This is a genomic window from Litorihabitans aurantiacus, assembly GCF_030161595.1.
In the GTDB taxonomy this organism is placed as follows: Bacteria; Actinomycetota; Actinomycetes; order Actinomycetales; family Beutenbergiaceae; genus Litorihabitans; species Litorihabitans aurantiacus.
Genome location: NZ_BSUM01000001.1, coordinates 3,018,815 through 3,032,405, shown reverse-complemented (window position 1 = coordinate 3,032,405; position 13,591 = coordinate 3,018,815). Strand labels below are relative to the sequence as shown.

General features: G+C 73.6%; 12 protein-coding genes and 1 pseudogene. 6 read left to right on the top strand and 7 right to left on the bottom strand.

All coding sequences use genetic code 11. The features are described 5' to 3' along the window. The first annotated feature begins 26 nt into the window (after positions 1 to 26). Positions 27 to 386 carry an ArsR/SmtB family transcription factor gene (locus QQK22_RS14445; protein WP_284251664.1) on the top strand — a complete coding sequence of 120 codons (360 nt, stop codon included), beginning with the start codon at positions 27 to 29 and terminating at the stop codon, positions 384 to 386. Continuing rightward, positions 383 to 1,327, top strand: coding sequence for an SRPBCC family protein (locus tag QQK22_RS14440; protein ID WP_284251663.1), 945 nt, complete (start codon positions 383 to 385; stop codon positions 1,325 to 1,327). The genes QQK22_RS14445 and QQK22_RS14440 overlap by 4 nt, the downstream gene beginning before the upstream one ends. 17 nt (positions 1,328 to 1,344) lie before the next feature. On the opposite strand, the gene QQK22_RS14435 is transcribed toward QQK22_RS14440, so the two are convergent. The 5 genes and pseudogenes from QQK22_RS14435 to QQK22_RS14415 all read right to left on the bottom strand — a co-directional run bounded on the left by QQK22_RS14435 (position 1,345) and on the right by QQK22_RS14415 (position 4,862). Continuing rightward, positions 1,345 to 2,406: a Dyp-type peroxidase gene (locus QQK22_RS14435; RefSeq protein ID WP_348525599.1), complete on the bottom strand. Its 1,062-nt coding sequence runs from the start codon at positions 2,404 to 2,406 to the stop codon at positions 1,345 to 1,347. A gap of 154 nt (positions 2,407 to 2,560) precedes the next feature. Then, a pseudogene (locus QQK22_RS14430) lies at positions 2,561 to 2,985 on the bottom strand (copper chaperone PCu(A)C). A gap of 217 nt (positions 2,986 to 3,202) precedes the next feature. Continuing rightward, a complete protein-coding gene (locus tag QQK22_RS14425; protein WP_284251662.1) occupies positions 3,203 to 3,835 on the bottom strand; it encodes a copper resistance CopC family protein in 633 nt (210 codons plus the stop codon). 61 nt (positions 3,836 to 3,896) lie between these two features. Continuing rightward, the gene (locus tag QQK22_RS14420; protein WP_284251661.1) at positions 3,897 to 4,505 is read right to left on the bottom strand and encodes a hypothetical protein; all 609 of its coding nucleotides are present in this window, start codon (positions 4,503 to 4,505) and stop codon (positions 3,897 to 3,899) included. A gap of 39 nt (positions 4,506 to 4,544) precedes the next feature. After that, positions 4,545 to 4,862 (bottom strand): hypothetical protein, encoded by a 318-nt coding sequence (locus QQK22_RS14415; protein ID WP_284251660.1) that lies wholly within the window; start codon positions 4,860 to 4,862, stop codon positions 4,545 to 4,547. Positions 4,863 to 5,054: 192 nt separating this feature from the next. On the opposite strand from QQK22_RS14415, the gene QQK22_RS14410 reads away from it, so the two are divergent. After that, on the top strand, positions 5,055 to 5,969 hold the full coding sequence (locus QQK22_RS14410) for an SDR family oxidoreductase (protein WP_284251659.1): 915 nt from the start codon (positions 5,055 to 5,057) through the stop codon (positions 5,967 to 5,969). Here QQK22_RS14410 and QQK22_RS14405 read toward each other — a convergent pair. Further along, positions 5,941 to 6,744, bottom strand: coding sequence for a DeoR/GlpR family DNA-binding transcription regulator (locus QQK22_RS14405; RefSeq protein ID WP_284251658.1), 804 nt, complete (start codon positions 6,742 to 6,744; stop codon positions 5,941 to 5,943). The genes QQK22_RS14410 and QQK22_RS14405 overlap by 29 nt on opposite strands. A 235-nt stretch (positions 6,745 to 6,979) precedes the next feature. Here QQK22_RS14405 and QQK22_RS14400 point away from each other — a divergent pair, with 235 nt between their 5' ends. Continuing rightward, a complete protein-coding gene (locus QQK22_RS14400) occupies positions 6,980 to 7,264 on the top strand; it encodes a hypothetical protein (protein ID WP_284251657.1) in 285 nt (94 codons plus the stop codon). Positions 7,265 to 7,372: 108 nt separating this feature from the next. Here the strand turns inward: QQK22_RS14400 and QQK22_RS14395 are convergent, their stop codons facing one another. Next, positions 7,373 to 9,757, bottom strand: coding sequence for an MMPL family transporter (locus QQK22_RS14395; RefSeq protein ID WP_284251656.1), 2,385 nt, complete (start codon positions 9,755 to 9,757; stop codon positions 7,373 to 7,375). Between the two features lie 135 nt (positions 9,758 to 9,892). Here QQK22_RS14395 and QQK22_RS14390 point away from each other — a divergent pair, with 135 nt between their 5' ends. Together QQK22_RS14390 and QQK22_RS14385 are read left to right on the top strand one after the other, a co-directional pair. Then, positions 9,893 to 10,480 carry a TetR/AcrR family transcriptional regulator gene (locus tag QQK22_RS14390; protein ID WP_284251655.1) on the top strand — a complete coding sequence of 196 codons (588 nt, stop codon included), beginning with the start codon at positions 9,893 to 9,895 and terminating at the stop codon, positions 10,478 to 10,480. 229 nt (positions 10,481 to 10,709) lie between these two features. After that, complete coding sequence (locus tag QQK22_RS14385; RefSeq protein ID WP_284251654.1) at positions 10,710 to 13,586, top strand: alpha-L-fucosidase; 2,877 nt, start codon at positions 10,710 to 10,712, stop codon at positions 13,584 to 13,586. The last annotated feature ends 5 nt before the right edge of the window (positions 13,587 to 13,591 follow it).

The window sequence follows — 13,591 nt, the reverse complement described above, 5'->3', positions numbered from 1 at the left end:
TCAGTCCCAACTGATATGGTCGCTCCATGCACGCGTTCGACATCCTCGGCGACCCGGTTCGGCGCCGTGTCGTCGAGCTCGTGGCGCAGGGGCACCGCGGGGGCACCGAGGTCGCGGCGGGAGAGATCGTGACCGCCGTTCGCGCCGAGTTCGGGATCTCGCAGCCCGCCGTCTCGAACCACCTGCGCCTGCTGCGTGAGGCGGGCTTCGCGACGAGCCGGCCCGACGGCAGTCGTCGGCTCTACCGGCTCGTACCGGAGGCGCTCGACGACGTCCAGCGCTGGCTCGACGAGCAGCGACGGTTCTGGTCGCCGCGGCTGGACGCGCTGGAGACGGAGATCGCTCGCGGCCGCCGGGCCGCGCGCACCGACGAGGGGGATCGATGACCGCTGACGACACGAGCACGACCGACCTGCGTCGTGCCCTCACGGGCTCGGCCGACGCGCCCGCACTGCAGCTGCGACGCACCTACCGGACCGGTGCCGAGGACCTCTGGTCGGCGCTCACCGATCCGGACCGGCTCGCGCGATGGTTCGGACGGATCGAGACCCTCCCGGTGGAGGTGGGCGACGCGTTCCGGGTCGCCGTCGGCGAGCCGGACGAGCCCCTCGCGCAGGGACGTCTCGTCTCGTGCCGCGCGCCCCGCCGGCTCGTCTACGACTGGACCTACGGCGGCAGCTCCAGCACGGTGTCCATCACGCTCACGCCACGGGCTGACGACCGGACCGAGCTCCGGATCGACCACGCACGGCTCGACCCCCGGCACCTCGTCGGCTACGGCGGGGGCTGGGAGGACGGGCTGGCGGTGCTGTCCGCGCAGCTCGGGGCAGCGGCACGGACCGCGGGTGCACCTGCCGACGTCGAGATCGCCGCGCAGCACGCCTGGACACGACTCACGGAGCACCCCGTGCAGCTGGAACGCTCGTTGTCGGCGGGTCCGGCGACCGTCTGGCGAGCCCTCACCACGGCCGAGGGGCTGCGCCCCTGGTGGTGGTCGCACTGGGCCGACGTCGAGCTCGACATTCCCTCGCGCGTCGGCGGTAGCTACCGCATCAGCGTGGCGAGCGCGGGCATCGACCTCTCCGGCGAGATCGTCTCGTGCACGCCTCGGGAGCATCTCGCGCTCACCTGGACATGGAGCGACGCCGACGGCGTCTCGGTCGACGAGGCGGTCGACATCCGTCTCGTGCCGGAGGGGAGGGCGACGCGGGTCGTCATCCGGCACACCGGCCCCTGGCCGGACGAGCGCCAGTCGGTCGAGTACGCCGAGGGCTGGGAGTCGACCCTCGACGTGCTGGACGCCCTGATCGGCGGCGACCGCGACTGACCGACCCGACCGGCGGTTCAGTCGATCAGCAGGGTCTGACCGACGAACCCGCCCTCGTCGCACCCGGGCGGGATCGCGAACACGGCGGAGCCGATGGGCGTCGTCCACTCGTTCAGCAGGTCCAGGTCCGACAGTCGTTGCTGGACCGGTACGAACTGCGTGAGCGGGTCGGCCTGGAAGCAGGCGAAGATCAGTCCCGAATTACTGATCTGCCCGGGTGCGGGCGTGTCGTCGTAGTTGTAGCCCCGCCGGTAGAAGCGCTCCCGAGGATCGTCCGAACGCGCGCGCCGGACGTGCGAGAACTCCGCGATGACGGGGAAGCCCACGGCGTCGCGCGCCTCGAAGTCCGGTTCGGTGTGCTCGCCACCACCGGTCAGCGGGGCGCCGGTGTCCAACCTCCGGCCGACCGAGGCCTCGCGGCCGGGCCGGTCGAGCCGGTCCCACCCCTCCAGGTCCATCGCGGTGCGGCGCACCACGAGGCTGGTGCCGCCGGTGAGCCACCCGCCGTCGCGGATGCGGACCAGGCCGTCGAAGTCCGCCGACGCGGGCCCCGGGTTGACCGTGCCGTCGACCTGCCCGAACAGGTTGCGCATGGTCGTGCCGTTGGCCATCGAACCGTGGGCGCGCCGGAACCCGCGCTGCACCCACCGCACGGTCGCGAACGACCGCGTGTCCTTGAGCAGCATCCGGGTGGCGTGGGCGAGGGTCGTCGGGTCGTCGGAGGCGATCTCCAGCAGCAGGTCGCCGTGCGACCAGGCCTCCTCGAGGCGGTCGACGGCGAAGGCCGGGAGCGGCCCCAGCCAGGCGGGGACCTCACCACCGGCGCGTGCGACGAACGCGGGCCCGAAGCCGAACGTCACCGTCAGCCGCGCCGGTCGCGTGGCCAGCTCCGGTTCCGAGTCGGCCAGCGCGGGCTCACCGCTCGTGAGCCGGGACGCGTCGTCGGACAGGAGCCGCATCAGCCGCCGCAGACCGTCGGCATCGGTCTCGGCCAGGAGATCGAGCGCGAGGAAGGTCGACCACGCCTGCGGACGAACCGTCAGGCCCGCCTGGTCCGGGCCGTGGAAGGGGACGACCATGGAGCCGTTCGCGTCCTCCGGGGCCGCCACCGCCACAGGTGCGGAGCGCGTGAGCGCGTCGGTGCCGAGCGCCAGGGCGGCGCCCCAGCCGGCGGCGGCCCCCCGAGGAGGAGCTGCCGCCGGCTGGTGCCCGAGCGCTTCTCGGGCTCGGACATCAGTGGTCCGTGCCCTCGTGGTCGCCGTGCGCCGTCTCGCCGTGGCCCGTGTCGCTGTCGCCCATGTCGCCGTGGTCCGTCCCGCCGTCGCGCTCGTAGGACTCGTTGGCGCCCTCGTAGTCCTTCGCGACGGCGACGAACTCCAGGTCCGAGCCGTCGGCCAGGGTGAGGGTGATGTCGACGTCGTCACCGGCGGTGATGGGGTCCGGCAGACCCATGAACATGAGGTGGTCGCCTCCGGGGAGAGCTCGACGCTGCCCCCGGCCGGGACGACGAACGACCCGACCTCGCGCATGACCATCTGGCCGGCGTCGTCCGTCGCCGTCTCGTGCAGCTCCATCGCGGTGGCCGCGGGCGAGCTGACCGAGACGACCTCCACGTCGGCGTCGGTCGGGTTCTCCAGGGTGCCGAAGGCGGCGGTCATGCCCTCGTCCTCGGCCTTGACCCAGGCGTCGGCGATCGTCAGCGCGTCGCCGCCGGACGGCGTCGCGGCGGCGGGCGCGGAGTCGTCGGCCCCGGTGCCGCAGGCGGCCAGGGTCAGTGCCGCGGCCAGGGCGAGCGCGGTCGTGCGGGCAGGGGTGATCGTGGTGCTGCTCATGAGGTGCTCCAGAAGAAGTGAGGGGGTGGGGGTGGGGCGGGCGTCATCGCGCCCGGCGGCGCACCCGACCGATCAACCACACGGCGAGGACGGCTGCGCCGGCTCCGGCCACGGCCACGGCCACGGTGCGCAGGGGCGCGCCGTCACCGGGGGCCTGCACCGCCGGCGAGGCGTCGGACGCGCTCGGGGTGCCCGAGGCACCCGACTCGTCCGGTCCGTCCGCGCCGACCTCCGGCGCGGTCGTGCCCGCCGTCGCCGGCCGCTGCCCCGCGTCCCCGACCGAGAACGGGATCAGTCCCGAGATCGGGTGGCCGTCGGAGGAGATCACGCGCCAGCGGACGTCGTAGTGACCGTCCGGCAGGTCCGCCACCTCGGTGACGACGTCGCGGCCGTCGACGCTGGTCCCCAGCGCGAGGTCCCGGGCGGGATCCTGCGCGGTGGTGACCATCGCCTTCGTGCCGAGCTCGAGCGGCTCACCGCTGAAGCTCAGCCGGATCTCGGTCGGTGCGGCGTCCAGGTGGGCACCGTCGGCGGGGCTGGAGGCCACGAGCTGGTCGTGGGCCTGCGCCGGTGGGGATGCGAGGGCGACGAGGGCGAGCGCAGCGGTCAGCGCGGCGACGGCGGCAGCCGTCGCCGAGCGCACCGGTCGCGCCCCCGGTGAGGGGTGTGCGGGCACGGGTGTGCCTTCCGGGTGTGTGGTGGCACCACCCGGCGGCAGGTGCGCGACGGGCGGTCGGTCAGGTGAGGACCGGCACCGGTGGGCCGCGGCGGGGCGCTGCGGCCAGGACCCGCAGGAGGGTCGGGCGCACGACGGTCGGCAGGACCGGTGCGGCGACGCGTGCACCCGGGACGGGCGTCGCCGGGGACGTCGGGACCAGGACGCGGGCGGCGAGGGCGGCCAGCAGGGTGCGCAGCCACGTCACGGCGAGCTCGCCGCGGTGCAGCGTCACGGCGGTCACGACGCCGGCGACCAGGTGCGCCTGCCACATCCAGCCGTGACCCGCCGTCGTGGCGGCGTGGTGGGCCGTCGTGGCCGCGATCTCGGCCGCAGTCACGGTGTGGCCGCCGTGCCCACCCTGGCCGCCCGTCGAGGTCGCCCCGAAGGAGAAGAGGGTGTGGAACAGCACCTGTGCCGAGGTCGCGGTGGCGAGGAGGCCCCAGAAGCTGGGGCGTCGCCCGCCCGCGCTCATCCCGACCACGGAGGTCAGGAGGAGGGGCGCGACGACGCCGAGCACGCCGGGCACCGCGCCACCGGCCAGGAGGTGGAAGGCGAGGGCGACGAGGGTCGAAACCGCGGCGGCGGTCACTCCTCGCCGCAGGCGCGTCGTCCTCGCCGCCGGTTCCATCACCGCGATCCTACGACGGCGGTGCGATCGCCTCCGCGGTCAGCGCGGTCGGCGCCCGTCACGCGCCGACACGATCGCGGACGCGACGAGGAGCGGGAGGCCGAGGACGACCGCCGCCGTCAGTCCCAGGAACGGGAGCGCGACGATCGCGTACTGCATCGGCAGGAACGCCCCGCCCAGGCCGGCGAGCACGCCACCGAGGATCACGCCCCCGGCGAGCGCGCGCAGCGTCGCGGCGGTGCGGCGTGGGGTGCCTGGGTCGGCCGCGCGACGCTCCCGCAGCGCGGTGACCAGGATCAGCAGACCGGCGAGCGCCATCAGGATCATCAGCGCCAGTGCGACCCAGACCGTGGACACGCCGCTCCTCTCCGCCGTCGCCGCGCCGCCCTCGGGTGCGGATGCGCCCAGGGTAGCCAGCCGCCCCCGCCTGCGGGGTGGTGGAGTGACCCCGCCCCGAGAGCGACCCGGGGCCACGGGCCGCCGGCGCAGTACGGTGGCGAGACCCCGCCCCGAGAGCGACCCGGGGCCACGGGCCGCCGGCGCAGTACGGTGGCGAGACCCGCCGTCGTCGCCCCGGAGGTCCTCGTGCAGAGCCGTCTCATCGCCGTCACCGGCGCCACCGGCCACCTCGGCCGTGCCGTGACCGCCGACCTCGCCGCACGCGGCGAGCGTCTGCGCCTGGTCGTCCGCGACCCGTCGCGCGCGCCGGAGGGCCCGCACGAGGTGGTGATGGCGAGCTACGGCGACGGCGACGCGGCCCGCCTCGCGCTCGCCGGGGTCGACACGCTCCTGCTCGTGTCGGCCTCGGAGAGCGCCGATCGTCTGGAGCAGCACCGCACCGTGGTCGACGCCGCCGTCGAGGCGGGTGTTCGCCACGTCGTCTACACGTCGTTCCTCGGCGCGGCGCCGGACGCGACCTTCACCCTCGCGCGCGACCACTGGGCCACCGAGGAGCACCTGCGGGCCACCGGCGTCGCCCACACGTTCCTGCGCGACTCCTTCTACCTCGACCTGCTGCCGGAGTTCGCCGACGAGAGCGGCGCGATCCGCGGCCCCGCCGGCGCGGGGCGCGTCGGCGCGGTCGCCCGCGCCGACGTCGCCCGTGCGGCCGCCGCCGTGCTGGTCGATCCCGACGCGCACGCCGGTCGCGCCTACGAGCTCACCGGTCCGGAGGCGCTCACGCTGGGCGAGGTGGCCGCCGTCGTCACCGAGGTCACCGGCCGCCCCACGCGGTACGTCGACGAGACGCTGCCGGAGGCGCACGCCTCGCGCGCCGCCTTCGGCGCGCCGGCGTGGCAGGTCGAGGCGTGGATCTCGACCTACATCGCGATCGCCGTCGGCGAGGTGGCGGCGGTGACGGACGACGTCGAGCGCCTCACCGGGCGCGCGCCGCTCTCGCTCGCGGAGGTGCTCCGGGGCTCGAGGCCGCGGTGGCTCAGCCCTCGCCCGGGCCCCCGACCGTGACGACGTCGACCCCGTGCTCCCGCACCCGGTCCAGCGACCCGGGGTCCGCCCCGGCGTCGGTCAGGAGCACGTCGACGTCGTCGACCCCGCAGATCCTGGCGAACGCCGTCGCCCCGAGCTTGGAGGAGTCCACGACGGCGACCGTCCGGCGCGCGAGGCGCACGAGCTCCGCGTTGATCGCGGCCTCGCCGTCGTGGTGGGTGAAGTAGCCGCGCTCGACGTCGAGCGCGTGCGCCCCCAGGAACAGCGTGTCGATCGTGATGTCGGGCAGCTTCAGCGAGGCCAGCGGACCCACCAGCTCGTACGAGCGCGGCCTCGCGACCCCGCCGGTGACGACGATCCGCAGCGCCGGTCGCACCACCAGGTCGTTGGCGATGTTGACGGCGTTCGTCACCACCGTGGTCGTGACGTCGTGGAACGCCGGGTCGGCCGCCGTGCGGATGCCGACCTCGAAGGCGGCCGCGGTCGTCGTCGTCCCGCCGTTGAACGCGATCACCTCGCCCGGCGTGACCATCGCGGCCACGGCCGAGGCGATGGCGCGCTTGGCGCCGCCGTGCCGGACCGTCCGGTAGCGCAGGGGCGTGTCGCCGGAGGTGCTGTTGCTGACGGCACCGCCGCGCGTGCGACTCACGAGCTGCTGCTCGGCGAGCGCGTCGAGGTCGCGTCGCGCGGTCGCCGGGGAGATGTCGAAGGTCGCCACGACGTCGTCGACGTGCACCGAGCCGTGCTCGACGATGTAGTCGACCAGACGGGACAGGCGGTCCTCGCGCTCCACGGATCCTCCACTCTCGAACGGCGGCTGGAAGTCTACGCAGGCGCGTACCGTCGAGCACCATGACCGGTGCCCCGCGACGATCCCGCTCGACGCTCGCGATCCGGACGACGGGGAGCGTCTCGCCCGACGTGGTCTGGGAGCGGTACGCGGACCCGTCGCGGTGGTCGGTCTGGGGGCCGTACATCACCCGTGTCGACGGGCTCGGGCCGCGCCTGCGCGCCGGCGTGAGGGGGTGGTGCGCGGACCGCTGGGGCTGCGCGCCGAGGTCGTCGTGACTGCCGTCGACGAGAGCACCCGCACCTGGTCGTGGACCGCGCGGTCCGGGCCCGTCGAGCTGGACCTCGCGCACGGCGTCGGGCCCGCGGGTGACGGCGGTGCCCGGACGTGGCTCCGCATCCGGGGACCGCGTCCGCTCGTCCTCGCGTACGCCGTCCCCGCCCGCCTCGCGCTGCGGCGGCTCGTGCGTCTGCCGGTGACCGCGGCGGAGGAGTCGACCGAGCGGTCGGATCCGGCGGACTGACCGGCCCGGCGGCCGGACCTCCCGCCGCCCCGGAAGCAGCGCGACCCCGGACCGAAGGTGGTCCGGGGTCGCGTCACCGCACGGTCGGCGCGCGGTGGGGTGCGGGGCTCAGCCCGTGTGCCTGCCGTGGCCCGCGGGGACAGGGCCGTCGGTGTCGGCGGCCCGCTCGCCGTCGCCCGCCGCGGCGCCGCCAGCGTGGGTCTCGCCGGGCACCGGGTGGCTGCGCTCGAGGGCCGAACCCTCGACGTCGACGTTCGGCAGGATGCGGTCGAGCCAGCGCGGCAGCCACCACGCCCTGTCACCGAACAGGTGCATGAGCGCCGGGACGATCAGCATGCGCACCACGAACGCGTCGAACAGGACGCCGATCGCGAGCCCGAACCCGAGCGGGCGGACCATCGCCAGGTGCGAGAACACGAACCCGCCGAAGACCGAGACCATGATGATCGCGGCGGCCGTGACGACGGCGCGTCCGCTCCGGCGGCCGGCCACGACCGCGGCGCGGGCCGGCGTCCCGTGGACGTACGCCTCGCGCATCCCCGAGACGAGGAACAGCTGGTAGTCCATCGCCAGCCCGAACAGCACGCCCATGATGATGATCGGCGCGAAGCTCAGCACCGGTCCGGGGGTCTCGACGCCGAAGACGCCGCTGAGCCAGCCCCACTGGTATACCGCCACGATCGCACCGAACGCCGCCACGAGGGAGAGCACGTAGCCCGCCGTCGCGATGAGCGGCACCAGGAGCGAGCGGAACACGAGGACCAGGATGATCAGCGAGAGCCCGACGACGACGGCCAGGTAGACCGGGAGGGCGTCCGACAGTCGGTCGGAGACGTCGATGTTGCCGCTCGCGGCACCGGCCACGCCGAGCTCGGTGCCGTCGTCCAGGGGTGAGGCCGCGCGCAGGTCGTGCACCAGCTCCTCGGTCGACTCGCTCGAGGGACCGTCCGTCGGGATGACCTGGAAGATCATGAAGTCCAGGTCGGGCGAGACGCCGGCCGGGGCGACGGCCGCGACGGCGTCCCACGCCATCAGCTCGTCGGCCAGGTCGGCCTGGACCAGGGTGAGCGTCTCCTCCGTCGCGGGCTCGGCGAGCCGCGTGGAGACGACGAGGGGACCGTCGGCGCCCGCGCCGAACTCGCGGGCGGTGGTCTCGTAGGCGCGGTACGCGGTGGTGTCGGTCGGCTCGGTCGAGCCGTCCGGCAGCCCCAGGCGCATGTCGAGGGCCGGGATCGCGATGACCAGGAGCGCGAGGATCCCCACGAGACCGCCGGCGACGGCGCGCGAGGTGCGCATCGGCGTCGGCGTGGTGTCGGTGTGGTGCGTGTGACCGACCGTGCGGCGCGCACGGCGGCTGAGGACGCGTGTGCCGAGCAGCCCGAGCAGCGCGGGGGTCAGCGTCACCGAGACGAGCACCGCCACGAGCACGCAGACCGCACCCACGCTGCCCATGACGCCCAGGAAGTTGATCCCGGTGACGTTCAGGGCGAGCAGCGCGACGATCACGGTCGAGCCGGCGAAGACGACGGCGTTGCCCGCCGTGCCGTTCGCCAGCCCGATGGACTCGCGCAGGTCCATGCCGGCGAGCAGCTGCCGGCGGTGCCGGCTCATGATGAACAGCGAGTAGTCGATGCCGACCGCGAGGCCGAGCATCACGCCGAGGACCGGCGTCACGTTGGACATCTCCACGACGTCGGAGGCCGCCATCGCGCCGGCCACGCCGACCCCGACGCCCACGATCGAGGACGCCAGCGGCGTGAACGCGGGCAGGAGCGCGCGGAACATGACCACGAGGACGATGAGCGCGACGATCACGCCGATGATCTCGCCCGGTCCGAGCAGCCCCGCCACCTCGGTGGCGATGGCGGAGGAGACGTCGACCTCCACGCCGTCGATCGACGCGTCCTGCGCGGCCTCGACCACCGACTCCTTGACCTCGGCGGGCAGCTCGAAGGCCGTCTGCTCGAAGATGACGGTCCCGAGCGCGGCCGTGCCGTCCTCCGACACCGTGCGCAGCTCGGCGGCGGCGTCGAGGAGGCGCTGACCGGCCTCGAGCACGGGGGCCCCGGCGGCGGCCTGCTGGTCCGCCGGGAGCTGGGCGATCTGCGCCTGGCCGGCGGCGAGCTGCTCCGCCTGCGCCGCGCGCTCGGCCTCGGTGGCGAAGGGGTCGACGACGGCGGCGACGCCGTCGAGCTCACCGATCTCCGCGAGCGTCGCGGAGATGTCCGCCTGCTGCTCGGGGGTGAGCGCGGCGTCGTCGGAGCTGTGGAAGACGACCGTGCCGGTGGCGCCGGTGCTGCCGCCGACCTCGTCGGCGATCTCCTGCGTGACGCGGGAGGTCTCCGTGCCGGGGATGTCGAAGCTGGTGGCGAGCGTGCCGCCGAACGCGAGGAAGGAGCCGGCGGCCACGGCGAGCACCGCGACCCAGCCGAGGATGAAGCGGACAGCGTGCGCCGAGGCGTACCGACCGATCCGGAAGAGGAGACGTGCCACGAGAGGCCTTTCGTCACGTGCGGACAGGGAGGCGCGCCGTCGAGCCGTGGCCTACGCTAATGGACAGATGTCGGAAAAGCGACAAGTGTGTGACAAGTCGCTCTGCCGGCCGGACCGCCTGGAAGGATGCACCCCGTGGACCCTCGGATCGCCCGCACCCGTCACAGCCTGCAGCGCGCGCTCTTCGACCTGCTCGGCACCCGCGACCTCGAGGACGTGACGATCGCCGACATCGTCGAGCATGCCGGGGTCAACCGCAGCAGCTTCTACCAGCACTACTCCGACAAGGACACGCTGCTGGCCGACGCGATCGACTCCGCCCTCGCGGGGGACGGTGCGGCGCTGCCGCCGCTGATGGAGCTCATCGAGACCGACGCGATCGCGGCGATCGTGGCCTACCTCGGGCACTTCGAGGGAAACATCGACGTCTACGCGCGGGTGTTCGGGCCGCACGGCTCGCTCGTGGCCGTGGCGCGGCTGCAGCAGCACGTCCAGGGCCTCGCGCGCGAGGGGATCGAGTCCTCGCGCACCCAGGTCTTCGACGGCATGCCGATCGACGTCGCCGCGGCCGGGATCGCCGGGTCGGTGGTCGCCGTCGTGGGCGCCTGGATCGCGATGGAGCCGCGGCCGGGGCTCGACGTCGCGGCGGCCTGGATCTGGCGCGTGCTGCTCGGGCCGGGGGCGGAGCAGGGTGGCGCGGATCCCGGGTGCGGGTCGGCGTGACTCGATCGCAGGGCCGGCGTCGGCGCGCGGAAGTGCTTGATCGTCGGACGTTTCGCTCGTAGCCTTGCACCGCGGTCGCCCGCTCGTCGGGCGCACCCGGGTCGCGGTCGACCCGGGGACCGTGCAAGGGGCTACGGGGTCGGGCATCGATACGCCCGTCGAAGGGCGATTCCGGGGCGACGGTCCCGCGCGCCGGCGTGGGACCTCATCCGATCGATGAGGAGCCACCGTGACCGAACGCACCACGAGGACGAGGCGCCGGGCGGTGACCGCCGCGCTGATCACCTCGGCTCTGCCGCTGTCGCTGACGACCGCGCTCGCCGCAGCGCCACCCGCAGCGGCCGACACCGAACTCCCCGACTACGACGCGAGCCCCGCCTCGCTCAACTCCCACCCCCTGCCGGAGTGGTTCGACGACGCCAAGTTCGGCATCTTCATCCACTGGGGTGCCTACTCGGTCCCCGCCTGGGCGGCCGGGGAGGACGACCACGGCGGCGAGAACTACGCCGAGTGGTACGGCAAGTACATGACGAACCCGGAGAGTGCCTTCTACCGCTACCACCGCGACACCTACGGCGAGGACTACGACTACGACCAGTTCCTCGAGGACTGGGACCCGGCGCAGTTCGATCCGGACGCGTGGGTCGACACGATCGCCGACGCCGGAGCGCGCTACGTCGTGCTGACGAGCAAGCACCACGACGGCATCGCGCTGTGGGACTCGCCCACGGGCCGCGACACCGTCGACCGGGGGCCGGGCCGCGACCTCGCCGGAGAGCTCATGGGTGCGGTGCGCGAGGACGGGCGGCTGAAGGCGGGCTTCTACTACTCGCTGCTGGAGTGGTGGCACGCGGGTGCCCCCAACGCGGAGCAGCGGACGAACCCCTACACCGGCGAGCAGCTGCCGTACACCGGGATCGACCTGCCCGCGGGGAGCGACTACGTCGCGGACTACATGCATCCGCAGATCGAGGACCTGATCGACTCCTACGACCCGGACATCCTGTGGTGCGACGGGGAGTGGGACGTCGACGCCGCGACCTGGGACATGGGCGGCGTGGTCGCCGACTTCTACAACCAGGCCAAGAACCGCGACGTGCCCAAGGAGGTCGTGGTCACCGACCGCTGCAAGATCGACCAGGGGCGCGATGATCCCGAGGAGCTGGACTTCCAGACGCCCGAGTACGAGGTCCGGAGCGAGATCGAGACCAGCAAGTGGGAGTCGAGCCGCGGGATCGGGAGGTCGTACGGCTACAACCAGCGAGAGACCGACGCCGACTACCAGACGGCGGACGAGATCGTCGACAGCCTCGTCGACATCGTCAGCAAGAACGGCAACCTGCTGCTCAACATCGGCCCGAGAGCTGACGGGACGATCCCCGAGATCCAGCAGGAGCGGCTCGCGCAGGTCGGGGAGTGGCTCGAGGTGAACGGCGACGCGATCTATGGGACCTCCTACTGGCAGCGTGCGGAGGAGCCCGCGAGCGCGACCGACGTCCGGTACACGATGGGCGACGACACGCTCTACGCCACGGCGCTCGACTGGCCCGAGGACGAGCTGACGCTCGGTGGCGACCTGCCCTTCACCGCCGCGACCACCGTCTCCCTGCTCGGCTCGGACGCCCAGGTCCCGTGGTCCCGCGCGGCGGACGGTGCGATCGTGCTCGACACCTCCGGTCTCGAGCCGTCCAACGACATCGCCCACAGCTTCGCCATCTCCACCCCCGGGACCGACCCGCTCCTGCGGGCCGAGCTCAGCGAGAGCGTCGAGGCCACGGCCGGGACGACGGCGTCGACCACGCTGCGGCTGGCCAACCCGTCCGGCGACGCCGTCGACGACCTCGAGCTGAACCTCGCCGCTCCCCCGGGGTGGCGGATCGAGCAGCCTCGTGTCGAGGTGCCGCGCATCGATCGCCGCTCGTTCGTGGAGGTCCCGATCTCCCTGACCCCGCTGGTGGGCGCCGGTGACGGTCAGCTCCGCGTGCAGGTCAGCGGCGGGACGGCCCAGGAGCTGGTCTTCCCCGTCTCGACCACGAAGCTCAACCTCGCGGAGGGGCGACCGGCACGTCAGTCCACCACGTACACCGAGCCGGGTTCGGACAACGGTGCGGCACGCGCGGTCGACGGCAGCCGGACCAGCGGCCTGGCCAGCACGGCTGACGAGGACCAGGGTGTCGCCTGGTGGGAGGTCGATCTCGAGGACGTCACCGACCTCGGCGAGGTTCGCCTCTTCAACCGCGAGGACTGCTGCACCGAGCGGCTGGCCGACCTCACGGTGTCGGTGTCCTCCGAGCCCTTCCCCGCGCGCCCGCTGACGGCCGACGAGCTCGCGGCCGACGGTGTCGTGACGGTTCCGTTCGAGGGACGCGTGGACGCGGCGCCGTCGGGGAGCGTGGTCGAGCTGCCCGACGGGGCGCAGGGGAAGCACGTGCGGGTCCAGCTCGGTGCTGCCGGTGTACCGCTGAACCTCATGGAGGTCGAGGTGGCTCCCGGCCTGCCGTCCTCGGCCCCGTTCGTCGATGTCGGTCCGGACGCGCTCTTCGGCCAGGACATCGCCTGGCTGGTCGAGACCGGGATCGCAACGGGATGGCCGCTGCCCGACGGGACGGCGGAGTTCCGTCCGCTGGAACCCGTCGCGCGTGACGCGATGGCCGCGTTCCTGTTCCGGCTGATCGGTGACGACGCGTACACGGCGCCCACCGAGTCCCCCTTCGCCGATGTCGCGCCGGGTGACCAGTTCTACCGCGAGATCACGTGGCTGTCGGCGCAGGGGATCGCGACCGGCTGGCCGGGCGGCGCGGGGGAGAAGCCGCACTTCCGCCCGCTGGATCCGATCGGACGTGACGCGATGGCGGCGTTCCTCCATCGCGCCGCCGGCCGACCTGCGGTGACGCCGCCCGCGGCGTCGCCGTTCACCGACGTCGCACCGGGGGTGGCGTACTACGACGAGATCGTCTGGCTCACCCAGAACGGCGTCGCCACGGGGTGGGTGGGCAACGACGGCACGAGCGTCTTCCAGCCGCTCGCACCGATCGCCCGCGATGCGACGGCGGCGTTCCTCCGCCGGTTCGACGGTGTCGTGCAGGGGGCGACGGCGACGTCGTGACCCAC